Raw genomic sequence first — 24,282 nt, 5'->3', positions numbered from 1 at the left:
GGATCGGGTTGATACTGCACCCGGGGCAGCGCCACTCGGCGCTGCCCCGGGCAGGGCAACGTCGTCCGAACCGCACCACGAGGAGCAGTCGCATGACCGACAAGCCGACCGTCAGCGTCCTGGGCACCGGCATCATGGGCGCCGCCATGGCCCGCAACCTGTGCCGTGCCGGGCTCACGGTCCGCGCCTGGAACCGCACCCGCGAGAAGGCCGAACCGCTGGCCGCCGACGGCGCGCGGATCACCGGCACGCCCGCCGAGGCCGTCGAGGGCGCCGACGTCGTCCTGACCATGCTGTACGACGGCCACACCGCGCTGGACGTCATGCGCGAGGCCGCCCCGGCGCTGCGCCCCGGCACGGTGTGGGCGCAGTGCACCACCGCCGGGACCGAGCTGATCACCGACCTGGCCGCGTTCGCCCGCGAGCACGGACTCGTCTTCTACGACGCCCCCGTCCTCGGCACCCGGCAGCCCGCCGAGGCCGGTGAGCTGACCGTACTGGCCGCCGGGCCGGAGGAGGGTCGGGAGAAGGTCGCGCCGGTCTTCGAGGCGGTGGGCGCCAGGACCATGTGGACCGGCACCGACGGGGCGGCGGGCAGCGCCAGCCGGCTCAAGCTCGTCGCCAACAGCTGGGTCCTCGCGGCCACGGCGGCGGCCGGTGAGGTGCTGGCTCTGGCCAAGGCCCTCGACGTCGACCCGCAGGGCTTCTTCGACCTCATCGAGGGCGGCCCGCTCGACATGGGCTATCTGCGGGCCAAGTCCGCGCTGGTGCTGGAGGACAGGCTGACCCCGCCGTCCTTCGCGGTGGCCACCGCCGAGAAGGACGCCCGGCTCATCGTCCAGGCCGGCGAGCGCGGCGGGGTACGGCTCGACGTCGCCGCCGCGGCCGCCGAACGGTTCGCCCGCGCCGCCGCCCAGGGGCACGCCGACGAGGACATGGCCGCCGCGTACTTCGCCAGCTTCGAGGAGAACGTCGAGGAGTAGGCGAGGTCGGCCGGTGCCGACATGACGGGCAGGGGGTTGAGGAGCACCCTGGAAGCAGTGGTTCTCGGAGGTGGTCGACATGATGCACACCGCTGTGGGATGGCACGTCGAGCTGGAGTTCATGGAGGACGACCAGCACACGCGCGCGGTGGCCATGGTGCGTCTGCCCGACGGCAGCGAGGTACGGGCACACGGCCGCGCCAGCCGGCACCGGGTCGACTCCAACCAGCCCCGGGTCGGCGAGGAGATAGCCGGCGCCCGCGCGCTCAACGAACTGGCCATGCAGCTGCTGACCAAGGCACACGAAGAGATCGACACGGCGTCGGGCCGGACCTCGCACCCGATCAACGTGTGACGTCTACGTCTACGTCTACGCCTGCGCCGGCGTTGTGCGCAGGGCGCGCACCAGCGCCTGGGCCCTCGGGTCCGCCGTCACGCTCTTGCGGAAGCCGTTGGTGACATAGCCGAAGGAGACGCCCGTCTCCGGGTCGGCGAACGCCAGCGCGCCGCCGCGCCCCGGGTGGCCGAAGGAGCCGGGGGACAGCAGCGGGGACGCGCTGCCGTGCAGCATGTAGCCGAGCCCGAACCGGGTGCCGACCACGAGCACCCGGTCGGCTCCGGCGGACTGCTCGGAGCGGGCCAGCTCCATGGTCTCCGGGGTGAACAGGCGGCTGCCGCCGTCCACCTCGCCGATCAGCGAGGCGTAGAAGCGGGCCAGGCCGTCCGCGGTCGCGATGCCGTTGGAGGCGGGCAGGGCGGCGGCCCGGTAGGCGGGCGCGTTCTCGTCCGGCAGCGGGGTGATCGCGGCGAAGGCGCGGCGGGTCAGCGAGTCCGGGTCGGCGTAGGCCTCGGTCACCGCCCGTTTGGGCCGGGTCTTCAGCGCTCCGGTGCTCTCCGGCCCCTCCACCGGGCCCACGCGGCCCACACGCGCGTGCTCCGACTCCGGCAGGCCCAGCCACAGGTCCGCGCCGACCGGGCGGGCGATCTCCTCCGCGATCCACTCGCCGACCGGGCGGCCGGTGACGCGCCGGACCAGTTCGCCGGTGAGCCAGCTGTAGGTCTGGGCGTGGTAGCCGTGCTCGGTGCCCGGCTCCCACACCGGCGCCTGGGCGGCGATCGCGGCGGCGCCGAGGTCGGGGTCGGCGGCCTCGGCCGGGGTCAGCGGGCGGTCCAGCACCGGCACGCCCGCGCGGTGCGCGAGCAGGTGCCGTACGCGGGTGTGCTCCTTGCCGGCCGCCTTGTACTCGGGCCAGTAGGAGCCGACCGGCGCGTCCAGGTCCAGTTCGCCGCGCTGGTGCAGGAGCAGCAGCGCGGCGGCGGCGACGCCCTTGGTGGCGGAGCGCACGACCTGCGCCGTCCCGGCCTCCCAGGCGGCGCCGTCCGTGCCGTCGACATCCTTGGTTCCGGCCCACAGGTCCACGACCTTGTGTCCGTCGCGGTACACCGCCACGGCGGCGCCGCGGTCCCCGAGCAGGGCGAAGTTCGCTGCGAACGCCTCCCTGACCGGCTCGAAGCCCTCGGCCACAGTGCCGTTCACGTCCACGCCCGCCGTCCCTTCGATTCGCCTGCGACAGTGCGTGCAACAGCGGCCGGGCGCCTGCGATTCCTTGGTGTGGTCAGCCCAACAGAATCGTTACGTCGATGTTGCCGCGCGTCGCGTTCGAGTACGGGCACACCTCGTGGGCCGCGTCCACCAGCCGGGCCGCCAGCTCCCGGTCCAGCACCGGCAGGGAGACGCTGAGGGCGGCCGCGAGACCGTAGCCGCGGTGCCGGTTCGGGCCGATGCCGACCTTCGCGGCGACGGTGGAGCCCGTCAGGTCGTACCCCGCGCGGTTGCCGACGAGGATCAGCGCGTTGTGGAAGCAGGAGGCGTAGCCGGCCGCGAAGAGCTGCTCCGGGTTGGTGCCGTTGCCGTCGCCGCCCAGCTCCGGGGGCATCGCGACCTTCAGCTCCAGCCGGCCGTCATGGCTGGTGACATAGCCGTCACGGCCGCCGTGTGCGGTGGCCTCGGCCACGTAGACGATCTTCGACGGGCGCGTGTCGACAGTGGTGTCCTCGGTCATGGCCAGCCTCCCCCGGAACAAGTGGCGCACAAGTACATCGTGCACAAGGTACTGGCCGGTAGGTCTGTTGCGCTGGCCAGGGGTGGGGCAACCGCGGGTAACGCGGGGTCAGTACCGGTAAGGGGCGCTCAGTGCCGGTCGGCCGCCGCGTCGGCGCGCTCGGTGAGCCGCCACAGCTCCTCGCGCAACCGGGCGACCCCCTGGGCGTCGAGCCCCGTGGTGGTGAGCAGGGTGCCCGGCACACGCGCCGCGCGCTCCCGGAGCTCCTCCCCGCGCCCGGTGCACGCGACCAGCACGGAGCGCTCGTCGCCCGCCGCGCGCTCCCGGCGCACCAGCCCCGCCGCCTCCAGCCGCTTCAGCAGCGGGGAGACGGTGCCGTAGTCCAGGCGGAGGGCCCGGGCCAGCTCCTTCACGCTGGTCTCGCCGCGCTCCCACAGCACCAGCAGCACCAGGTACTGCGGGTAGGTGAGCCCGAGATCGTCCAGCAGCGGACGGTAGGCGGCGGTCACGGCGCGCTGCGCGGCGTACAGAGCGAAGCACAGCTGATCATCCAGCACCAGCGACCCCGCGGCCCCACGGTCGGCTCGGTCCTCATGTCGCGTCACACCCCCCATTCTCCCGGACGTGCCCCAGCGCCCCCCGCCTACGCCTGCGCCACCGCACGCGGGTCGAAACCGAAGGGCAGCTCCAGGCGGTGGGCCCGCATCAGCTCGTCGTCGGAGAGGAGCGCGCTCGTCGGGCCGTCCGCTGCGATCACGCCGTCGCTGAGGATCAGCGAGCGCGGGCAGAGTTCCAGGGCGTACGGCAGGTCATGGGTGACCATGAGGACCGTGACGTCCAGGGAGCGCAGGATGTCGGCGAGTTCGCGGCGGGAGGCCGGGTCGAGGTTGGAGGAGGGCTCGTCCAGGACCAGGATCTCCGGTTCCATGGCGAGCACGGTGGCCACCGCGACGCGCCGGCGCTGGCCGAAGGAGAGATGGTGCGGCGGCCGGTCGGCGAAGTCCTGCATGCCGACCCGCTCCAGGGCGTGCCGTACGCGCTCCTCCAGGGCCGCGCCCCTGATCCCGGCGGCGGCCGGTCCGAACGCCACGTCCTCCCGCACGGTCGGCATGAACAGCTGGTCGTCCGGGTCCTGGAAGACGATGCCGACCTTCTGCCGGATGGTCGCCATGTGCTCTCGGCCGACCGGCAGCCCGGCCACGGTCACCGTGCCGGTGCCGCCGCCCAGGATGCCGTTGAGGTGCAGCACGAGGGTGGTCTTGCCGGCGCCGTTGGGGCCGAGCAGCGCGACCCGTTCGCCGCGCGCGAGGGAGAAGTCGACGCCGAACAGGGCCTGGTGCCCGTCCGGGTAGGCGAAGGCCAGTCCGGCCACTTCCAGTGAAGGTGTCACAGAACCCATCCCAGGAGACAGACGACGAAGGCGGCGCAGGGCAGGGTGAGCGCGCGGCGCCACTGGGCGCGGGACGCGGTCACCTCGTCGATGACCGGCATCGCACCGGCGTACCCCCGGCTCATCATGGCCAGATGGACGCGCTCCCCGCGCTCGTAGGAGCGGATGAACAGCGCACCGGCGGACTTGGCGAGCACGCCCCAGTGCCGCACGCCCCGCGCCTCGAAGCCGCGCGACTCACGGGCGATCCGCATCCGGCGCATCTCGTCGGTGATGACGTCGCCGTAGCGGATCATGAAGGAGGCGATCTGCACGAGCAGCGGCGGCAGCTTCAGCCGCTGGAGCCCGAGCAGCAGTTCGCGCAGCTCGGTGGTGGCGGCCAGCAGCACCGAGGCGGCGACGCCCAGCGTGCCCTTGGCGAGCACGTTCCAGGCGCCCCACAGCCCGCTCACGCTCAGCGAGAGGCCCAGCACCTGCACCCGCTCGCCCTCCGCCACGAACGGCATCAGCACCGCGAACGCCACGAACGGCACCTCGATGAGCAGCCGCCGGAGCAGGAAACCGGCGGGCACGCGCGCGTGCTGCGCGACCGCCGCCAGCAGCACGGCGTACCCGGCGAACGCCCACATCGCCTCGCGCGGGGTCGCGACCACGACCACCACGAACAGGAACGCGGCGGCGAGCTTGGTGTGCGGGGGCAGACCGTGCACCGGCGAGTGCCCGTGCCGGTAGAGCCTGTGCGCGTGTCCGGCGCCCACCTCAGACGCCCGTGTTCACGGGGGAGACGTCCTCGGTGCGGCGCCTGCGCAGCGCCCAGAACACCGCGCTGCCGGCGACGACGGTGACCCCGACGCCGATCACGCCCGCGAGACCGCCGGACAGCCGGGCGTCGGCGATGTCCTTGACGCCGTAGCCGGCGAGCGGGGAGTCGGCGGCAGCGTGCTGCCGCTCGGTCTTGTCGATCCCCTTGTCGTGCGCGACCTTCTCCAGGCCGTCGGGGTTCGCGGAGGCGTAGAAGCTGACGAAGCCGGCGAGGACGAGGGAGGCGAGGAGACCGGACATCCACAGCGCGCGCCGCGAGGTGCGCGCCGCGACGGGCGCGGTGGGCGCCGGAGCCTCCACGAGCGTGCCGTTCACGCGCAGCTTGAGCCGCTGCCGCAGGCCGCGCGCGCCGTGCACCAGGTCCGGGCGTACGGCGATGACGGCGCTCACGGTGAGCGCGGTGATGACCGCCTCGCCGATGCCGATCAGCACATGCACGCCGATCATCGCGGTGGCGACCTTGCCGAGGGAGACGTCGGTGGTGCCGCCGACGGCGTAGATCAGTGTGAAGGCGACGGCCGCGGCCGGTACGGACACCAGGGCGGCGACGAAGGAGGCGATGGTCACCGAGCGCCGCTTGCGGGGCAGCACGGCGAGCAGGGCGCGGAAGACGGCGTACGAGACGACCGTCGTGACCAGCGCCATGTCGGTGATGTTCACGCCGAGCGCGGTGAGCCCGCCGTCCGCGAACAGCACGCCCTGCATGAGCAGCACGATGGACACGCACAGCACGCCCGTGTACGGCCCCACCAGGATCGCCGCGAGCGCACCGCCCAGCAGATGGCCGCTTGTTCCCGCCGCGACGGGGAAGTTGAGCATCTGTACGGCGAAGATGAACGCCGCCACCAGGCCCGCCAGCGGGCCCGCCTTCTCGTCGAGTTCTCGGCGGGCGCCGCGCAGGCTCACCGCGAGGGCGCCGGCGGCGACCACCGCGGTGACCGCCGAGGTCGGGGCGTCGATGAATCCGTCAGGTACATGCACCGTTTGATTTTAGGCCCTTGTTGCGAACCCTTTGCAAGAGAGACAAAGTCTCGTCTCCCACCGGGGCGCGAACCGGAAAATGTGCGACATTGGAGGGGAAGCGGATGAACAGCTTTCGCATAGGTCACTCAGCGTGAGAGGGCGGTCCGATGTCTGTGGTCGAACAGTACGCACGCGCCCATATCGTCACGGACGAGGAGGACCCGGGGGCCGTACCCGTAGTACTGCGGTACGACCCCGACGCGGATCCCCGGTCGGTCCGGGTCGGTCTGCCGGGACCGCACGAGTGGACCTTCTCGCGCGCCCTGCTGGAACGGGGGCTGAGGTCGCCGGCCGAGAGCGGTGACGTACGGGTGTGGCCGTGCGGACGCGTCCAGGCCGTGGTGGAGTTCCACACCGACCACGGCGTGGAGGTGGTGCAGTTCGAGTCCAAGACGCTGCTCAGGTTCCTGCGCCGCACCTACACCGTGGAGCCCGTCCGGGGCTGAGCGGCCGGGCCCTACGGGTCCGTCAGCCGCCCATCTTCAGCAGGGCCGCCACGATCGGCCCGGCCGTGTCACCGCCGTGACCGCCCGCCTGGACCACGCCCGCGGCGGCGAGATCGCCGCGGTAGGCGGTGAACCAGCCGTTCGGCTTCTGCTGGCCGTCCACCTCGGCGGAGCCCGTCTTGGCGCCGTAGTCCCCGCTCATGCCCGCCATCGCCTTGGCGGCCGTGCCGTAGTCCGCCGTGAACCGCATGACCTCCTTCAGCTGGGACCGGACCTTCGACGCCATGGTGCGCGTGGCCTTCGCCAGGGTGCGGTGGTCCACCGAGGGCGACACCAGGTACGGCTGGTGAAAGGCGCCCGACTCGACCGTGGCCGACACCGAGGCCATGTTCAGCGGGTTCATCCGCACCCCGCCCTGCCCGATCAGCGAGGCACCCATCTGCGCGCCGCTCTGCACCGGCACGGCGCCGTCGAACGACGGCACGCCGATGGCCCAGTTGTCCATGCCGAGGCCGTAGACCTGCTGCGCCTCCTGGGTCAGGTCGCGGTCGGACAGCTTCGGCGCGAAGTCGATGAAGGCGTTGTTGCAGGACGCGCCGAAGCTCTGCTTGAACGTGCCCTTCTTGATCTCCGAGCCGTCGTCGTTGTGGAACGTCCAGCCCGCCAGCTTGTACTTCTTGGGGCACGGATGCGACGCGTCCGCGGTGACCAGCCCCTTCTCGAACAGCATGGTCGAGGTGACGATCTTCATCGTGGAGCCGGGCGCGAGCGAGCCCTGGAAGCCGACGTTGAAGCCGTGCTCGCTGTTGGCGACCGCGAGGATCTCACCGGTCGAGGGCCGCAGCACCACCACCGAGGCACGCGCGCGCCGGCCGACCTGCTGCTCGGCCGCCGCCTGAAGGGACGGACTCAGCGTGGTCCGCACCGTGCCCGACGTGCCCTTGCTCAGCTCCAGCAGCGTCCTGTCGGACAGCCCGGCCTTGCGGGACGCCGTGCCGCGCACCACGCGCAGCTCCACGCCGGCCTTGCCGCCGGCCGTCTTGCCGTACTTGTCCCGCAGCCCGTCCAGGACCGTGCCCAGCGAGGGGTACTTGGCGGCCGTCAGCTCGCCGCCGTCGCGGTCCAGGGCCTTGACCGGCGGGGTGCCGGACTCGCCGGTGACGAGGGTGTCGCCGTCCTTCAGGTCCGGGTGGACGACGGCGGAGTGCCAGTCGACCAGCGGCCGGCCGTCGCTCGGCCGCCGTACGACGGTGAGCGAACTGCCGTAGGCCAGCGGCTTGCCGAGCTTGTGGTACGCCACCGTCGCCTTCACGGAGAACGGCACCTTCGCGCCCGTGGCCCGGCCCGGGGTGAGCGTGACGTCCTTCAGGCGGCCGTCCTTGGTGGAGCCGGTGAGCAGGGAGGCGGCCGCCGACGGGTCGTCGGTGGCGGCCGCCGCCTCGGTGACCCGGCCCTGCTGCCAGGCGGTCAGGAAGCGGCTCGCGGCCGTGCGCACCTCGGCCGCGCTGAGCGGGCCGGTCTTGACGACCGGCTTGTGGTCGGCCGTGGCGGACGTCTGCTCGTCGGCCGCCGCGCCACCGCCGGTCAGCGCGTAGACGCCGAACCCGGCGCCGCCGACGACCACGGCGAGCACCCCGCCGAGCACGGCAGGCCGGGTCTTCCGTCGCTCGGCGACGCGCCTTCTCTTGCCCACGGTCTCGATTCCTCCGCCACTTCCCCAGGGTCCCCGCAGCCCTCACCGTCCCCAACGACGGCAATCACCTTAAAGTCCCTGCCTCGGCGGGTGATGTCAGCGGGCATTCCGTAGCACGCTTGCGACAATCGGACCGGCCGCGTCGATGCCGTGGCCGCCGTCCTGGACCATCGCCGCGGCCGCCACGTCGCCCCGGTAACCGGCGAACCAGCTGTCGGACTTCGCCTCGCCGTCGACCTCCGCCGAACCGGTCTTCGCGCCGATGTCCCCGCCCAGCCCGGCCATCACGCCGGCCGCCGTGCCGCTGTGCGCGGTGCGGCTCATCATGCCGCGCAGCTGCGCGACCGTGGCCGCCGACAGCCCACGCGCGCGTGCCGGGGTGCGGCCGTCCAGTTGCAGCGGCACGATCACCGGCTGGCGGAACGTGCCGGTCATCGCGGTCGCCGTCACGGAGGCCATGTTCAGCGGGTTCATCTGGACCTGGCCCTGGCCGATGAGGTTGGCCGCGGTGTCCGGGCCGCCGGAGGCCGGGACCCGGCCGTCGAAGGTCGGCACGCCCACCTGCCAGTCGTTGCCGATCCCGAACCGCTGCTCGGCCTCCTGGGTGAGGGAGTCGACCTTCACCGAGTCCGCGAACTTCACGAACGCCGTGTTGCAGGAGCGGGCGAAGTCCTCGGAGAGGGTGGCCTTCTCGTTCGGCGCCATGTTCTTGAGGTTGTGGAAGGTCTGGCTCTGCCACACGGCCGTGTCCGGGCAGGGCGCGGAGCCGTTCGCCGTGGTCAGCCCGGTGTCGATGAGGGTCGCCGCACTGATGATCTTCATGGTGGAGCCGGGGGCGCGTTCGCCGAGGAAGGCCGCGTTGAAGCCGTCCGCGCGGTTGTTGGCGACGGCGAGGATCTCGCCGGTGCTCGGCTTGACCGCGACCACGGAGGACTCGCCGTACGTGCCGACCGCCTTCTCGGCCGCCGCCTGGGCGCTCGCGCTCAGCGTGGTGCGCAGCTTGCCCGGGCGGCCCTTGGCGAGCGTCAGCAGCGAGGTGTCGGGCGCGCTGCCCTCATGGCGGATCACCAGCTCCACACCGGCCCGGCCGCCCGCCTTGTCGCCGTACCGCTTGCGCAGCTCGTCCAGGATCGGCCCGAGCGAGGGGTACTTCTCCTTCGTCAGGACGGCGCCGTCGCGGTCCACCGCCTGGATCGGCGCGGTGGCCGACGTTCCGGTGACCAGCGTGTCGCCCTTCTTCAGCCGCGGATGGACCAGGGCGGGCTGCCAGTCCACCAGCGCGCGGTGCGAGGTCTGGCCGCGGACGACGGTCAGGTTGCTCCGGTACGACAGCGCGTGCGACTTTCCGCCGTACGACACCGTTGCCTTGACCGTGAAAGGCACGGTGCTGCCCGTCGGGGTGCCCGGGGTGATGTGCACCTGCGCGATGTGCGCGTCCCGCTGATAGGCCGTCAGCAGCTCCTCGGCCGCCTGCGGGTAGTTCGTGTACGACGCCGCGCTCGCCGCGTCGCCCTTCTGCCAGGCGGCGAAGAAGGCGCCGGTCGCCTGCTTCACCTCGGTATCGCTCGGCGGACCGGTCCGCACGGGCGCCGACTTGGTCTCCGGGCCACCCGTCCCCCCGTCACCGGCGAGCGCGGACAGCACGTTGTACGCCCCGTACCCGCACCCCCCCAGCACCACAGCGCACACACTCCCGATGAGCGCACCCTTCACCCCACTGCGCATCCGCGCACCCCCGTCTCCCCGTAGAACCCGTCCGCGTCCGGTCTTGAACGCGTTCAAGAAGGTTGCCGTGAGGCACGGTATGCGCTTGTGGAGCCGCTGTGACCGAAGTTGCTCAAACTGTGATCGGACTCGCGCGTGTCGCGCGTGCGTTCAGACCCACGTATCCAGCCACATCCGCGACCGCCACTGGTCGATCGGGATCGCCGTGCCCGTGTACAGGGGCCAGAAGTAGATGAAGTTCCAGGCGATCAGCAGGACCAGGACGCCCGCCGCCGACGCGCCGATCACTCGGCGGGTGTCGCTGGAGCCCGGGGGGCCGATGATCGCGCCGATCATCATCGCCACCGCCAGACAGAGGAACGGCAGGAAGACGACCGCGTAGAAGAGGAAGATCGTCCGCTCCTGGTAGAGGAACCAGGGCAGATAGCCGGCCGCGATCGCGCAGGCGATGGCGCCGGCCCGCCAGTCGCGGCGGAACGCCCAGCGCCACAGCACGTACAGGATCGCGAAACACGCCGCCCACCACAGCAGCGGCGTACCGATCGCCAGCACCTCGCGCGCGCACTTCTGGCCGGCGTCGGCCGGGCAGCCGTCGGCGCCGGGGTTGGGCGACTCGTAGAAGTACGACACCGGGCGGCCCAGCACGATCCAGCTCCACGGGTTGGACTGGTACGTGTGCGGGGACGTCAGGCCGACGTGGAACTCGTACACCTCGTGCTCGTAGTGCCACAGGCTGCGCAGCCAGTCCGGCAGGAAGGTCCAGCTGCCGCCCTTGCCGTCGGTGGCCGCCCAGTTGCGGAAGTAGCCGCCGCTGCCGTCGGTGGGGGAAAGGATCCAGCCGGTCCAGGAGGCCAGGTAGACGGCGATCGCCACCGGAACCGTCGCCAGGAAGGTGATGCCGGTGTCGTACTTGAGAGCTGCGGCATACGGGTGACGGGCACCGGCCACCTTGCGGGCGCCCACGTCCCACAGCACCGCCATCACACAGAACGCCGCCAGGATGTACAGGCCGTTCCACTTCGTGCCGCAGGCCAGGCCCAGCATCAGGCCGGCTCCCCAGCGCCAGGGCCGCAGCCCGAAACGGAAACCGTCCGCCACGGCCGCGTCCGGGCGGACCCGGCCGTCCGGCCCGGCGGGCAGCGCGGCCGCGAGCCGCGCCCGCGACCGGTCCCGGTCGACGATCAGACAGCCGAACGCCGCCACCACGAAGAACATCAGCACCCCGTCGAGCAGCGAGGTGCGGCTCATCACGAAGTGCAGCCCGTCCACCGCCATCAGCGCGCCCGCCAGACAGCCGAGGAACGTCGAGCGGAACATCCGGCGCCCGATCCGGCACAGCAGCAGCACGCTCAACGTGCCCAGCAGCGCCGTCATGAACCGCCAGCCGAACGGGTTGAACCCGAACATCAGCTCGCCCAGCCCGATGACGTACTTGCCGACCGGCGGATGCACGACGTACGCCGCGTCCGTCGGCACCGCGAGATGGCCATGCGTCTGGAGGACCAGATTGTTGGCGTTCTTGTCCCAGTTGACCTCGAAACCGCGGTGGACGAGCGCCCAGGCGTCCTTGGCGTAGTAGGTCTCGTCGAATATCACCGCGCGCGGGCTGCCCAGGTGCCAGAACCGCATCAGGCCCGCCATCAGCGTCACCAGCAGCGGCCCGCCCCAGCCCGACCACCGGGTGATCCGCTCGGCCAGGACCGGCGGCACCCCGAGCGCCCGCCACAGCCGGGGGCTCGGCTCGGCGTACGGCGGCACCAGCCGGTCGCGTACGTCGCCCGCGGGTACGTCCGCGGCCGGCGCGTACCCGAATCGGCGCAGCCGCTGCTGCCACGACGGCCGCCGGTCGTGCGGTGCCCGGCCCTGCCGGAGGTCCATGGAGGACGCGGTACTGGTCACCGCGCCATCGTAGGGAACCGTTCTGTGCGAGTCCCGTGCATGTGCCCTACCGGCCACGCGCGCGCGTGTTCCGTCCCCGGACCGGCCCCCGCCGCCGCGGGTGCGTGCCGCCACGGCGGCCCTGGGAGGATGGGGGGGTGACTGGAACCCTTGTCCTCGCAGGAACCCCCATCGGCGACATCGCGGACGCGCCGCCCCGGCTGGCCGAGGAGCTGTCCGGCGCCGACGTCGTCGCCGCCGAGGACACCCGGCGGCTGCGCCGGCTCACCCAGGCGCTGGGCATCACCCCCAAGGGCCGCGTCGTGTCCTACTTCGAGGGCAACGAATCCGCCCGCACCCCGGAACTGGTCGAGGAGCTGCTCGGCGGAGCGCGCGTCCTGCTGGTCACCGACGCGGGCATGCCGTCGGTCTCCGACCCCGGCTACCGGCTGGTCGCCGCCGCCGTGGAGAAGGACATCAAGGTCACCGCCGTCCCCGGGCCGTCCGCCGTGCTCACCGCGCTCGCCCTGTCCGGGCTGCCCGTCGACCGGTTCTGCTTCGAGGGCTTCCTGCCGCGCAAGGCGGGGGAGCGGCTGTCCCGGCTGCGGGAGGTGGCCGGTGAACGGCGCACCCTGGTCTACTTCGAGGCCCCGCACCGGCTCGACGACACCCTCGCCGCCATGGCCGAGGTGTTCGGCCCGGACCGCCGGGCCGCCGTCTGCCGCGAGCTGACCAAGACGTACGAGGAGGTACGGCGCGGTCCGCTGGCCGAGCTGGCCGAGTGGGCCGCACAGGGCGTGCGCGGGGAGATCACCGTCGTGGTCGAGGGCGCCCCGGAGGCCGCCCCCGAGGAGCTGGGCGCCGAGGAACTGGTGCGCCGGGTGCGGGTGCGGGAGGAGGCCGGGGAGCGCCGCAAGGAGGCGATCGCGGCCGTGGCGGCGGAGGCGAGAGTGCCGAAGCGCGTCGTCTTCGACGCCGTGGTCGCCGCCAAACGCGCCGGGGAATGAGCCCGCGCGCCCCCTCCGCCGAGGTTTCCGCGGCTGCCGGAAAACCGCCTCTGAGCAGGGGCGTTCTCGGTTGAGCGGGCGGCCCATGGGAGGGCAAAAGGCTGTCGCCGAAAGCAAAGCCCAACAGGGGTGAACGGGGCTTTTTGGCAAGGGACGTCCAAAACGCATCCAACACTCGACAGGCCTGATGCATTCACGCCGGCGGAGGCGTCCACTGGTCGAAGGGACGCACCCGTCCCTCGCCCCGGCGGATTTCGGGAACCGCTGCGCCGGGGTGCTTGTCCAGCGGACAAGAGGAGCTGGCATGAGTGAGATCGCAGGGCAGACCGGCCTCCGCGGTACGGCCACCGCCGTCGTTCACGAGTCGTACTCGTTCGCGTGCATGCGATGCGGACACGGCTGGGAGCAGTCGTACGAGATAGAGCACCACACGGACGCCGACGGGCACGAGTTCGTGCTGTACGTGGCCGACGGCGAGATCGTGCCGTCGCCGCTGAGCCGGCCCAGCTGCCAGAACTGCGACGGCCATGTGGTGCGCATCATGCGCGCGGGGCAGGTGTCGTCGGTGCGCAGCGCGGCCGAGGGCCGTCGCCACCAGGCACCGCAGGCCGGACCCGTCGAGGCGCCGGAGGTGCCGGCGCAGGGCGCCGCGACCGGGGAGCACCACCACTGGCATCTGTCCGACCTCCTGCACGCCTTCCACCGCAAGGCCGGCTGAGGCGTCCGCCGCGCCCGGGGGGCGGCGGAGACGCCCGCGGCCGAGGGCAGGGCCTTTCGTAGGATCGGGGCATGCCTTCGAACGCCGGCCAGAGCTCCAAGGACGACAAGAACGCGGCCCCGCCGCTCCCGGTGCCCCTCCGGGTGCCCGTCGCCGACTCCCACACCCACCTCGACATGCAGTCGGGCACGGTCGAGGAGGGCCTCGCGAAGGCCGCCTCGGTGGGCGTCACGACGGTCGTCCAGGTCGGCTGCGACATCAAGGGCTCACGGTGGGCCGCCGAGACCGCGGCGGCCCACGAGAGCGTCCACGCGGCCGTCGCCCTGCACCCCAACGAGGCCCCGCGCATCGTCCACGGCGACCCCGACGGCTGGTCCCGGCAGGGCGCCCGCCGGCCCGGCGGCGACGCCGCGCTGGACGACGCCCTCGCCGAGATCGACCGGCTGGCCGGGCTGCCCCAGGTGAAGGGCGTCGGCGAGACGGGCCTGGACTACTTCCGCACCGGCCCCGAGGGCAAGGCGGCCCAGGAACGGTCCTTCCGGGCCCATATCGAGATCGCCAAGCGGCACGGCAAGGCGCTCGTCATCCACGACCGCGACGCGCACGCCGACGTGCTGCGTGTGCTGAAGGAGGAGGGCGCGCCCGAGCGCACCGTCTTCCACTGCTACTCCGGCGACGCCGAGATGGCCGCGGTCTGCGCCCGCGAGGGCTACTTCATGTCCTTCGCCGGCAACGTCACCTTCAAGAACGCCCAGAACCTGCGCGACGCCCTCGCCGTCGCCCCGCTGGAGCTGGTCCTCGTGGAGACCGACGCGCCCTTCCTGACCCCGGCGCCGTACCGCGGACGGCCCAACGCCCCGTATCTCGTTCCGGTCACGGTGCGCGCCATGGCCGCCGTGCGCGGCATCGACGAAGACGCCCTGGCGACCGCCCTGGGCGCGAACACCGCCCGCGCCTTCGATTACTGAGCGTGCGCCGATGGTAACCGGCCGATAACGTCCGCACCCGCCCGGCTCAGGGCAGATCGCGACCGTGGGTAGTCGCGCCGCTTTGGAGAGTGACCGGTGCTCCGCTAGGTTCTGGTGGCCCGAATCGGGACCCCTCTGGCTCTCAGGAGCGTCGGCGTGAGCAACTCGCAGTACGAGACGTATGCGGCGTACGGCCCCTACAGCGCCCCGGACGGCGCCTTCGGCGGCGGATGGCCGGGCGTGCACGACGCGGAGACCGTCGCCCGCCCCGTGGCGTACGACGACCCGTACCGGCCCGCGTACGAGATGGTGGCGCAGGCGTTGGCGCAGGCATCGGCGCCCGCTCAGGACCCTGTGACCGAGCCGGTGCTGCCGCGGCAGACCGGAAGCGGGTCGACCGGGATCGGGTCGACCGGGAGCGCGGCGACCGGCAGGGCGTCGGCCGAGGGGGCGCGCGAGGACTGCGAGCCCGCCGGGGCGCGCGGACGTGCCGCGCGCCGGCGCAAGGCGCGCTCGCGCTCCAGCGAGCGCCCGGAGTCCGCCGTCCGCCGGCTGCTGCCGCAGGCGCTGGTCGTGGCCTTCCTGGCCGGCGGCACCGCCGCGTTCGTCGCCAAGGACAAGGCGATCGAGCTGACCGTCGACGGCAGGCAGCGCACCCTGCACACCTACGCCGACGACGTGACCGAACTGCTCGCCGACGAGGGCGTCAAGGTAGGGGCGCACGACATGGTCGCGCCCGCCCCCGGCGCGGCCCTCGCCAGCGGTGACGCGGTCGCGGTGCGCTACGGCCGCCCGGTGCAGCTCACGCTCGACGGCCGGCGGCGCGAGGTGTGGACGACGGCACACACGGTGGAAGGCGCCCTGGACGAGCTGGGCGTGCGCGCGGAGGGCGCGTACCTGTCGGCTTCGCGCTCCCAGAGCATCGGACGCGCCGGTCTCGCGCTCGACGTGCGCACCGAGCGGGCGGTCACCGTCCTGGCGGACGGCCGCGCCCGCACCATCCGCACCAACGCGGCCACCGTCCGCGAAGCCGTCGAGGAGGCCGGGATCACCCTGGCGGGCGAGGACACCACCTCCGTGCCGCCGGACAGCTTCCCGCGGGACGGGCAGACGATCACCGTGCTGCGGGTGACCGGTGCCCGGGAGGTCCGCGAGGAGCAGATCCCCTTCGCCGTCGAGCGGACCGCCGACCCCACCCTCTTCAAGGGCACCGAGGTCGTCTCCCGGCCCGGCCGGCCGGGGCTGCGGCGCACCACCTTTCTGCTGCGCACCGTCAACGGGGTGCGGCAGAAGCCGGTCGAGGAGCGCTCCGAGGTGGTGCGGGAGCCGCGCCGGCAGACGGTCAGGGTCGGCACCAAGCCCCGGCCCACCTCGGTCGACGGCGCCGAGGGCCTCAACTGGCGCGGTCTGGCCGCCTGCGAGTCCGGCGGCCGGCCGCACGCCGTCGACGCGTCGGGGACGTACGGGGGGCTGTACCAGTTCGACACGCGCACCTGGCAGAGCCTCGGCGGCAGCGGACGTCCGCAGGACGCACCGGCGGAGGAGCAGACGTACCGCGCGAAGAAGCTGTACGTGCGCCGGGGCGCGAGCCCCTGGCCGCACTGCGGGGCGCGGCTGCACGGCTGAGGACGCCGGCGGGCGCGGGGCCGGCCGCCGGTGCCGGGCACCTGGCGATCCCGGCCGGCTCCGCCCCCGTACCCTTGTCCCGTGAGCAGCCCCACCCCCGACGCCCTTCTCGGCCCCGCCGACGTCCGCGAGCTCGCGGCCGCGCTCGGTGTCCGCCCGACCAAGCAGCGCGGCCAGAACTTCGTGATCGACGCCAACACGGTCCGCCGTATCGTCCGGACCGCCGAGGTCCGCCCCGACGACGTGGTCGTCGAGGTCGGCCCGGGTCTCGGCTCGCTCACCCTCGCCCTGCTGGAGGTCGCCGACCGGGTCACCGCCGTAGAGATCGACGACGTCCTGGCGGGCGCGCTGCCCGCGACCATCGCCGCGCGCATGCCGGCGCGCGCCGACCGGTTCGCGCTGGTGCACTCCGACGCGATGCACGTCGCCGAGCTGCCCGGCCCCGCCCCCACCGCCCTGGTGGCGAACCTGCCCTACAACGTCGCCGTGCCCGTGCTGCTGCACATGCTCGACACCTTCCCCAGCATCGAGCGGACGCTGGTGATGGTGCAGTCCGAGGTCGCCGACCGGCTCGCCGCGGCCCCCGGCTCGAAGGTGTACGGCGTGCCGTCGGTCAAGGCCAACTGGTACGCCGAGGTGAAGCGGGCCGGGGCCATCGGCCGCAATGTCTTCTGGCCCGCGCCCAACGTCGACAGCGGGCTGGTCTCCCTCGTCCGGCGGACCGAGCCGATCAAGACCACCGCCTCCAAGCGGGAGGTGTTCGCCGTCGTCGACGCGGCCTTCGCGCAGCGCCGCAAGACGCTGCGGGCGGCGCTCGCCGGATGGGCCGGGTCCGCGGCGGCCGCCGAGGCCGCCCTGGTCGCCGCCGGGGTGTCGCCGCAGGCCCGCGGGGAGTCGCTCACGGTCGAGGAGTTCGCCCGCATCGCGGAGAACGGCCCGCGCGCCGAGTAGCGCCGGTCAGCGTCGATCGACATCAGCAGTGTCCGCACCAGCCGCCGATGAAGGAGCCCGGGCAGCAGTGAGCGTCACGGTCCGCGTCCCCGCCAAGGTCAACGTCCAGCTCGCGGTGGGCGCCGCCCGCCCCGACGGGTTCCACGACCTCGCCAACGTCTTCCTCGCCGTCGGCCTGTACGACGAGGTCACCGTGACCCCGGCCGACGAGCTGCGGGTCACCTGCGAGGGCCCGGACGCCGGCCAGGTCCCCCTCGACCACAGCAACCTCGCCGCGCGCGCGGCCCTCGCGCTCGCCGCCCGCCGGGGCATCGAACCGGCCGTGCACCTCCACATCGCCAAGGACATCCCGGTCGCCGGGGGCATGGCCGGCGGCAGCGCCGACGGCGCGGGCGCGCTGCTCGCCTGCAACACCCTGTGGAACGCGGGCGCCTCCCGCGCGGAGCTGCTCGCCATCTGCGCCGAGCTGGGCAGCGACGTCCCGTTCAGCCTGATCGGCGGCGCCGCCCTGGGCGTCGGCCGCGGCGAACGGCTGACCGTCCTGGACACCGGCGGCGACTTCCACTGGGTGTTCGCCATGGCCACCCGGGGGCTGTCCACCCCGGCGGTGTTCCGCGAGTTCGACCGGCTCGCCGAGGGCCGGGAGATCCCCGCCCCGGTGGCCTCGCCGGAGCTGCTGGAGGCGCTCGCGAAGGGCGACCCGGAGGCGCTCGCCGGGACCGTCTCCAACGACCTCGAGCCCGCCGCGCTGTCCCTCTTCCCCGAGCTGGCCGACACCCTGGACGCCGGCCGGGCGGCGGGCGCGCTCACCGCGCTGGTCTCCGGCTCCGGCCCGACCACGGCGTTCCTGGTACGCGACGCCGAGTCCGCCGCGAAGGTGGCGGCGGCGCTCCGGGCGTCGGGCACCTGCCGGACCGTGCGCACGGCGGCCGGCCCGGTACCGGGGGCGACGGTCGTCCACGGCGGCCCGGGCCACTGACCCACCCCGCGGCGCCCGCCCGGGGGCCGCGAGGCCCTAGGCTAGAAGGCTGACCGCGGCGGAGCCGCTGTCGACCCAGCCCCGCGCACAGGAGTGAAATGGCCGTCAACCTGGTCAATGTGGAGAACGTCAGCAAGGTGTACGGCACCCGTGCCCTGCTCGACGGCGTCTCGCTCGGCGTGTCGGAGGGGGACCGGATCGGGGTCGTCGGCCGCAACGGCGACGGCAAGACCACCCTCATCCGGATGCTCGCCCGGCTGGAGGAGTCCGACACCGGGCGGGTCACGCACTCCGGCGGGCTGCGGCTCGGCGTGCTCACCCAGCACGACTCCCTGGACCCCGCAGCGACCGTCCGCCACGAGGTCATCGGCGACATGGCCGACCACGAGTGGGCCGGCAACGCCAAGGTCCGCGACGTGCTGACCGGGCTGTTCGGCGGCCTGGACCTGCCCGGCTTCCCCAAGGGGCTGGACACCGTCATCGGACCGCTCTCCGGCGGTGAGCGGCGCCGTATCGCGCTCGCCAAGCTGCTCATCGAGGAGCAGGACCTGATCGTCCTGGACGAGCCCACCAACCACCTCGACGTCGAGGGCATCGCCTGGCTCGCCCGGCACCTCCAGACCCGGCGCTCGGCGCTGGTCTGTGTGACCCACGACCGCTGGTTCCTGGACCAGGTCTGCACCCGCATGTGGGACGTGCAGCGCGGCTCCGTCTACGAGTACGAGGGCGGCTACTCGGACTACGTCTTCGCGCGCGCGGAGCGCGAGCGGATCGCCGCCACCGAAGAGGCCAAGCGGCAGAACCTGATCCGCAAGGAGCTGGCCTGGCTGCGCCGCGGCGCCCCCGCCCGCACGTCCAAGCCGCGCTTCCGGGTGGAGGCCGCCAACGAGCTGATCGCGGACGTGCCGCCGCCCCGGGACAGCAGCGAGCTGATGAAGTTCGCCTCCTCGCGGCTCGGGAAGACCGTCTTCGACCTGGAAGACATCACCGTGCAGGCGGGCCCCAAGGTGCTGCTCAAGCACGTCACCTGGCATCTCGGCCCCGGCGACCGGATCGGTCTGGTCGGCGTCAACGGCGCCGGCAAGACCTCGCTGCTGCGGGCCATGGCGGAGGCGGCCCGTACGGAGGGCGAGGTGCAGCCGGCCGGCGGGCGCATCGCCGTCGGCAAGACCGTCAAGCTCGCCTACCTCTCCCAGGAGGTCGCCGAACTCGACCCGACCTGGCGGGTCCTGGAGGCCGTGCAGCAGGTCCGCGAGCGCGTCGACCTCGGCAAGGGCCGCGAGCTGACCGCCGGGCAGCTGTGCGAGACCTTCGGCTTCAACAAGGAGAAGCAGTGGACGCCGGTCGGCGACCTGTCGGGCGGTGAGCGCCGCCGCCTCCAGCTGCTGCGCCTCCTCATGGACGAGCCCAACGTCCTGTTCCTGGACGAGCCCACCAACGACCTCGACATCGAGACCCTCACCCAGCTGGAGGACGTCCTCGACGGCTGGCCCGGCTCGATGATCGTCATCTCCCACGACCGGTTCTTCGTCGAGCGCACCACCGACCGGGTCTTCGCCCTCCTCGGCGACGGCACCCTGCGGATGCTGCCGCGCGGCATCGACGAGTACCTGGAGCGCCGCCGGCGCATGGAGGAGGCGGTCGCCACCCAGACGGCCGCCGCGGCGCCCAAGCCGGCCACCACGGAGAAGAGCGCCGCCGACCAGCGCGCCGCCAAGAAGGAACTCCAGAAGATCGAGCGGCAGTTGGACAAGATCTCCGAGAAGGAGACCAAGCTGCACGCCCAGATCGCCGACAACGCCACCGACTTCGCCAAGGTGGCCGAACTGGACGCCCAGTTGCGCGACCTCGCCGGGGAACGCGAGGAACTCGAGCTGCGCTGGCTGGAACTGGCGGAGGACGCGTAACACCCAGCCCCGCCCAGAGATGATGCGCCCCCCGCGCGCGGCGCCGGTGCGCGCGCCGCGTGAAGGGGGCGTGAAGGCGCATAACGGCGGCGTCACGAGGCGGTCCTCCCTTGGGAACAGCGCAGGACGCGGACCCCTGCCCGGCCGGTACCGGGTGATAGAAAGGGCCGTCTGAGAACTGTCTGAGTACGACCTTGGGTCCGTCACGAACCTCAGGGCGTGGCTAAAAATCAGTGAACGAGGGGGAGAGCGCTGATGACTCAGCCGCCCGGTCAGCCGCCGCACGGCGGTTTCGGAGCACCACAGGACCAGCCGCCGAAGGACCAGCCGCCACAGCCTGGCGGGTTCGGTGCTCCACAGACACCCCCGCCCCCGCCGCAGCCGCCCGCCGGCCCCCCGCAAGCGCCCCAGCCCGGCTACGGCTACCCCCAACAGCCCGGCCCCTACGGCGCTCCCACCCCGCCCGCCGCCCCCGGCCCGTACGGCGCGCCCACCGCCCCCGGCACCCCCGGCCCCTACGGCTACCCGCAGCCGGGCCAGCAGCCGGCCGGCCCCTACGCGGCGCCGCAGCCCGGCTACGGCTACCCGCCGCAGCCGCCGTACCCCGGCGCGCCCGGAGCGGCGCCCGGCGGCCCGGCCGGCCGGAAGAAGACGGCGCTGATCGTCGGGTCCGCGGTGGCCGCGCTGCTCGTCATCGGCGGCACGGTGTACGCGGTGAGCAGCGGTGGCGGCGGTGGCGGCGGCAAGAAGAAGCCCGTCGCCGAGCACAGCCAGGACGACAAGCCGACTACGTCCTCCAGCGCCTCCCCGTCCGCCTCCGCAAGCACCGGTGACGACCCGGAGAACCTCAACGAGGGCCGCAAGTCCGGTGAGGCGAAGGTGCTCTGGTACAAGTCGGCGCCGGAGGTCCCGGGCTCGGGTGCCGAGGCGCCCGGCATGTGGATCACCGGCAAGGCGGCGGTCAAGGCGGCGTACAAGCAGGTCTTCGCCTACGACGTGACCGACGGCAAGGACGCGTGGAGCCCGATCACCTTCCCGCAGAAGATCTGCGCGGTCACCCCGCAGAAGTCGGCGGACGACAAGGTCGTCGTGGCGTACATGAGCGGGGTCAGCGACAACGCCAAGTGCAACCAGCTCCAGCAGATCGACCTGAACACCGGTCAGAAGGGCTGGAGCGGCCAGGTCGCCGACGGCGGGCTCTTCGACAGCGCGCTCAACGTCGAGCTGTCGGTGAGCGGCAAGACGCTGATGGTGGGCCGCTCCGAGTCGGGCACGGCGTACAACATCGACACCGGCAAGAAGCTGTACGACAAGAAGAAGTACGGCTCGTCCTGCTACCCCGCCGGGTACGCGGGCGGCTCCGGCCGGCTGGTCCAGGTGGCGTCCTGCGGGGCGAGCACCAGCGGCGAGCACGACGAGATCCAGGAACTGGACCCGGCCACCGGCAAGGTGAAGTGGAGCCAGCCGGTCAAGAAGGGCTGGCAGGTGTCCCGGGTGTACTCGCTGGACCCGCTCGTGGTGTACCTGACCAACGAGGACAAGAAGGCCTGGAACATCTCCACGTTCACCAAGAGCGGCGGATTCCGCTCCGAGGTGAAGGTCGACGAGAAGTTCTCCCCGCGCTGCGGCTGGGCGATCCTGGAGCGCGATCTCCAGGGCTGCCAGGGCGCCGTGGCCGACGCCGACACGCTGTACCTGCCCACGGACGGCACCAGCAGCGCCAACGAGATCGTCGCGATCAGCCTCTCCACCGGCAAGGCCAAGTGGCGCGTCAAGTCGCCCGCGGACGAGCCGATGTCGCCGATGAAGACCGAGGGCGGCAAGCTCATCGCCTATGTGCAGCCGTCGTACGACGCGGGCGGCCAGGTGGTGTCGATCCCGACCACCGGCTCCTCCCACCCGACGACCAAGCTGTTGCAGAACCCTTCGGGCACCGCCGAGATCGAGGACTCCTTCTTCGACGGTGTCATCGACTGGGCCGACGGACGGTTCTTCGTCTCGAACGGCCGGCTGTCCGGCAGCACCGACGCGAAGGAGAAGCTGATGATGGCCTTCGGCAACTGAGCCCGGCCCTCTCCTCCGCCCTGTCCGCCGTCCGGCCCTCCGAGCTGCCCCGAGGTACCCCGTCATGACCCAGCCGCCCCCTCCGCCGCCGAACCAGCCGCCGAACCAGCCGCCGCAGGGCGGCTTCGGCCCGCCGACCCCGCCGCCCCCGGCGGGTCCGCCCGCGCCCCCGCCGCAGCCGCCGCAGCCCGCGTACGGCTACCCGCACCCCGCCCCGGCCCCCCAGCCGGGCCCGCCCGGACAGCCGCCGCAGTCCGGCTACGGCTACCCCGCCGCTCCGCAGCCCCCGGCCTACGGCCAGCAGGCGTACGGCCAGCAGCCCGCCGGCTACGGCTACCCGGGCCAGCCGCAGAACACGTACGCGCAGCCCACCCAGCCGATGCAGGCCGTGCAGCCGGGGTACGGCTATCCCGGCCAGCCGCCCACCATGCCCATGCACCCGCAGCCCGGCCAGGGCGGCGGCAAGCGGAACAACTCCACGGTGCTCGTCGTCGTCGCGGCGGTCGTCGCGATCGCGTTGATCGTCGTCGGCGGGATCTGGTACGCCAACTCCTCCGGCGGTGACGACAAGACGCACGAGACCGCCTCCTCCAGCGGTGGCACCGGCGGCGACAAGGGCGGCTCCGGCGGCACCGGAGGAACCGGCGGCAAGGAGAAGGTGCCGTCCAATACCGCGGGCAGCCTGCTGTTCAAGGTGCCGCTGCCGCAGACCGACGACACGGTCGCCACCAACGGCTCCTGGCTGACCGACAAGGTGTACGCCAAGAGCGGTGTCGCCGAGATCGTCGGCTACGACCCCGCCAAGGGCACCAAGCTGTGGACCGTCAAGCTGCCCGGCCCGGTCTGCGCGGCCACCGGCCATGTGTCCTCGGACGACAGGACCGCGGTGGTCTTCCAGCCGAAGATGCCGGCGAAGGACTCCTCCGCGGGATGCAGCCAGGTCGCCGCGATCGACCTCGACGCGGGCAAGAAGCTGTGGACGAAGTCGATCGGCTCCGGTGCCTCCATGGTCACCTGGGACAACGTGACGGTCGCCCAGCACACCGTCGCGGTCGGCAGCACCGACGGCGGCGCCGCGTTCGACCTCGACTCCGGCCGCGTGCTGTGGCAGCCGAAGCCGGACGACACCTGCTACGACGCGGGCTACGGCGGCGGCAGCAAGCTGGTCGCGGTGCGCAAGTGCGGCGAGTACGGCAACCGCCAGCTGCACATCCAGAACATCGACCCGAAGTCCGGGAAGGTGATCACCGAGTACAAGATGGACACCGGTATCGAGTACGCCTCCGTGGTCTCCACGGACCCGCTGGTGGTGGCCGCCGACGTCGGCGACAGCGCCGGTGACGGCAGCGGCATCTCGGACTACTTCTCCATCGACAACAAGACCGGCAAGCTGCTCGCCCGTATCTCCGCGCCCGGCAAGACCTACGGCGGCCGCTGCGACGGCATCACCCGGATCGAGGACTGCCACCAGATCGTGGCCGGCAACGGCAAGCTGTACGTGCCGACCGAGGAGCACGACAGCGGCAGCGGCGACGGCACCGAGACCAACGAGATCGTCTCCTTCGACCTCAACACCGGCAAGATGACCGGCCAGCGCGCCGAGGCCGGGGCCGGCTACACCATGTCCCCGCTGCGCGTCGACGGCACCAACCTGCTCGCCTACAAGCGGCCGCCGTACGACAAGGGCGGCCAGGTCGTCAGCATCGACGGCGGCAGCTTCAAGCAGACCACGCTGCTGGAGAACCCGGCGACGGAGAACGTGCGGGAGGCGGAGAGCAGCATGCTGCCCGACTACGCGGAGATCCTCTTCTCGCAGGGCCGGCTGTACATGGCGGACACCTTCGCCCACAAGTCCAGCTCGTCGTACGACAAGGAGTTCCTGGTCCTGGCGTTCGGCACCAGCGGCTGACCGGTCGCCGGCGCCCCCGCCGCACTCACCCGAATGGGTGACTTACCAAGAAGTGGGGGGGGGGGGGGGGGCGGGAGGGGGGGGGGGGGGCGGGGGGCCCACCGGGTGGCCGCCGACACGCTCGCCGACG

21 protein-coding genes are annotated in these 24,282 nt (G+C 72.6%); 12 read left to right on the top strand and 9 right to left on the bottom strand.

Going from position 1 to position 24,282, the window contains the following annotated elements:
- Nucleotides 1–41: 41 nt before the first annotated feature.
- Nucleotides 42–983, top strand: a complete 942-nt coding sequence (locus ACFVIU_RS24300) for an NAD(P)-dependent oxidoreductase (RefSeq protein WP_385845057.1) — start codon at nucleotides 42–44, stop codon at nucleotides 981–983.
- A gap of 79 nt (nucleotides 984–1,062) precedes the next feature.
- Nucleotides 1,063–1,338 carry a DUF1876 domain-containing protein gene (locus ACFVIU_RS24295; protein ID WP_385844988.1) on the top strand — a complete coding sequence of 92 codons (276 nt, stop codon included), beginning with the start codon at nucleotides 1,063–1,065 and terminating at the stop codon, nucleotides 1,336–1,338.
- A 15-nt stretch (nucleotides 1,339–1,353) separates the two neighbouring features.
- Here ACFVIU_RS24295 and ACFVIU_RS24290 read toward each other — a convergent pair whose 3' ends face one another.
- The 6 genes from ACFVIU_RS24290 to ACFVIU_RS24265 all read right to left on the bottom strand — a co-directional run bounded on the left by ACFVIU_RS24290 (nucleotide 1,354) and on the right by ACFVIU_RS24265 (nucleotide 6,239).
- Nucleotides 1,354–2,526 (bottom strand): serine hydrolase domain-containing protein, encoded by a 1,173-nt coding sequence (locus ACFVIU_RS24290; protein WP_385844986.1) that lies wholly within the window; start codon nucleotides 2,524–2,526, stop codon nucleotides 1,354–1,356.
- 73 nt (nucleotides 2,527–2,599) lie between these two features.
- A complete protein-coding gene (locus ACFVIU_RS24285; protein WP_385844985.1) occupies nucleotides 2,600–3,046 on the bottom strand; it encodes an organic hydroperoxide resistance protein in 447 nt (148 codons plus the stop codon).
- 128 nt (nucleotides 3,047–3,174) lie between these two features.
- Nucleotides 3,175–3,660, bottom strand: coding sequence for a MarR family winged helix-turn-helix transcriptional regulator (locus ACFVIU_RS24280; RefSeq protein WP_385844984.1), 486 nt, complete (start codon nucleotides 3,658–3,660; stop codon nucleotides 3,175–3,177).
- 29 nt (nucleotides 3,661–3,689) lie between these two features.
- Nucleotides 3,690–4,445: an energy-coupling factor ABC transporter ATP-binding protein gene (locus tag ACFVIU_RS24275; RefSeq protein WP_385844982.1), complete on the bottom strand. Its 756-nt coding sequence runs from the start codon at nucleotides 4,443–4,445 to the stop codon at nucleotides 3,690–3,692.
- The gene (gene cbiQ / locus ACFVIU_RS24270; RefSeq protein WP_385844980.1) at nucleotides 4,433–5,194 is read right to left on the bottom strand and encodes a cobalt ECF transporter T component CbiQ; all 762 of its coding nucleotides are present in this window, start codon (nucleotides 5,192–5,194) and stop codon (nucleotides 4,433–4,435) included. Before cbiQ ends, ACFVIU_RS24275 begins: the two co-directional genes overlap by 13 nt.
- A 1-nt stretch (nucleotide 5,195) precedes the next feature.
- Nucleotides 5,196–6,239, bottom strand: coding sequence for an energy-coupling factor ABC transporter permease (locus tag ACFVIU_RS24265; RefSeq protein WP_385844978.1), 1,044 nt, complete (start codon nucleotides 6,237–6,239; stop codon nucleotides 5,196–5,198).
- Nucleotides 6,240–6,388: 149 nt separating this feature from the next.
- Between ACFVIU_RS24265 and ACFVIU_RS24260 the strand changes: the two genes are divergently transcribed.
- On the top strand, nucleotides 6,389–6,727 hold the full coding sequence (locus ACFVIU_RS24260; protein ID WP_385844977.1) for an SsgA family sporulation/cell division regulator: 339 nt from the start codon (nucleotides 6,389–6,391) through the stop codon (nucleotides 6,725–6,727).
- Between the two features lie 22 nt (nucleotides 6,728–6,749).
- Here ACFVIU_RS24260 and ACFVIU_RS24255 read toward each other — a convergent pair whose 3' ends face one another.
- From ACFVIU_RS24255 to ACFVIU_RS24245, 3 genes are all read right to left on the bottom strand, one after another.
- Complete coding sequence (locus tag ACFVIU_RS24255) at nucleotides 6,750–8,420, bottom strand: penicillin-binding transpeptidase domain-containing protein (protein WP_385844975.1); 1,671 nt, start codon at nucleotides 8,418–8,420, stop codon at nucleotides 6,750–6,752.
- A 96-nt stretch (nucleotides 8,421–8,516) separates the two neighbouring features.
- Entirely contained in the window at nucleotides 8,517–10,145 is a 1,629-nt protein-coding gene (locus ACFVIU_RS24250) for a penicillin-binding transpeptidase domain-containing protein (RefSeq protein WP_385844974.1), read from the bottom strand.
- A 150-nt stretch (nucleotides 10,146–10,295) separates the two neighbouring features.
- Nucleotides 10,296–12,044, bottom strand: a complete 1,749-nt coding sequence (locus tag ACFVIU_RS24245; RefSeq protein WP_385844972.1) for a dolichyl-phosphate-mannose--protein mannosyltransferase — start codon at nucleotides 12,042–12,044, stop codon at nucleotides 10,296–10,298.
- Between the two features lie 137 nt (nucleotides 12,045–12,181).
- On the opposite strand from ACFVIU_RS24245, the gene rsmI reads away from it, so the two are divergent.
- From rsmI to ACFVIU_RS24200, 9 genes are all read left to right on the top strand, one after another.
- A complete protein-coding gene (rsmI, locus tag ACFVIU_RS24240) occupies nucleotides 12,182–13,030 on the top strand; it encodes a 16S rRNA (cytidine(1402)-2'-O)-methyltransferase (RefSeq protein WP_385844971.1) in 849 nt (282 codons plus the stop codon).
- Between the two features lie 304 nt (nucleotides 13,031–13,334).
- Nucleotides 13,335–13,748, top strand: coding sequence for a hypothetical protein (locus ACFVIU_RS24235; RefSeq protein WP_385844969.1), 414 nt, complete (start codon nucleotides 13,335–13,337; stop codon nucleotides 13,746–13,748).
- A 71-nt stretch (nucleotides 13,749–13,819) separates the two neighbouring features.
- Nucleotides 13,820–14,716, top strand: coding sequence for a TatD family hydrolase (locus tag ACFVIU_RS24230; protein WP_385844968.1), 897 nt, complete (start codon nucleotides 13,820–13,822; stop codon nucleotides 14,714–14,716).
- Between the two features lie 156 nt (nucleotides 14,717–14,872).
- Nucleotides 14,873–16,342 (top strand): ubiquitin-like domain-containing protein, encoded by a 1,470-nt coding sequence (locus ACFVIU_RS24225; protein ID WP_385844966.1) that lies wholly within the window; start codon nucleotides 14,873–14,875, stop codon nucleotides 16,340–16,342.
- 81 nt (nucleotides 16,343–16,423) lie between these two features.
- Nucleotides 16,424–17,293, top strand: a complete 870-nt coding sequence (gene rsmA, locus ACFVIU_RS24220) for a 16S rRNA (adenine(1518)-N(6)/adenine(1519)-N(6))-dimethyltransferase RsmA (RefSeq protein ID WP_385844965.1) — start codon at nucleotides 16,424–16,426, stop codon at nucleotides 17,291–17,293.
- Between the two features lie 67 nt (nucleotides 17,294–17,360).
- Complete coding sequence (locus tag ACFVIU_RS24215) at nucleotides 17,361–18,272, top strand: 4-(cytidine 5'-diphospho)-2-C-methyl-D-erythritol kinase (protein ID WP_385844964.1); 912 nt, start codon at nucleotides 17,361–17,363, stop codon at nucleotides 18,270–18,272.
- Nucleotides 18,273–18,370: 98 nt separating this feature from the next.
- Nucleotides 18,371–20,179: an ABC-F family ATP-binding cassette domain-containing protein gene (locus ACFVIU_RS24210; protein ID WP_385844962.1), complete on the top strand. Its 1,809-nt coding sequence runs from the start codon at nucleotides 18,371–18,373 to the stop codon at nucleotides 20,177–20,179.
- Nucleotides 20,180–20,434: 255 nt separating this feature from the next.
- The gene (locus ACFVIU_RS24205) at nucleotides 20,435–22,243 is read left to right on the top strand and encodes a PQQ-binding-like beta-propeller repeat protein (RefSeq protein ID WP_385844961.1); all 1,809 of its coding nucleotides are present in this window, start codon (nucleotides 20,435–20,437) and stop codon (nucleotides 22,241–22,243) included.
- 64 nt (nucleotides 22,244–22,307) lie between these two features.
- Nucleotides 22,308–24,152 (top strand): PQQ-binding-like beta-propeller repeat protein, encoded by a 1,845-nt coding sequence (locus tag ACFVIU_RS24200; protein ID WP_385844959.1) that lies wholly within the window; start codon nucleotides 22,308–22,310, stop codon nucleotides 24,150–24,152.
- Nucleotides 24,153–24,282 lie beyond the last annotated feature (130 nt).

The sequence above is a fragment of the Streptomyces sp. NPDC127190 genome (assembly GCF_042672505.1).
Classification (GTDB): Bacteria; Actinomycetota; Actinomycetes; order Streptomycetales; family Streptomycetaceae; genus Streptomyces.
The sequence above is the reverse complement of the archived record's forward strand: the minus strand, read 5'-3'. Positions and strand labels throughout refer to the sequence as shown.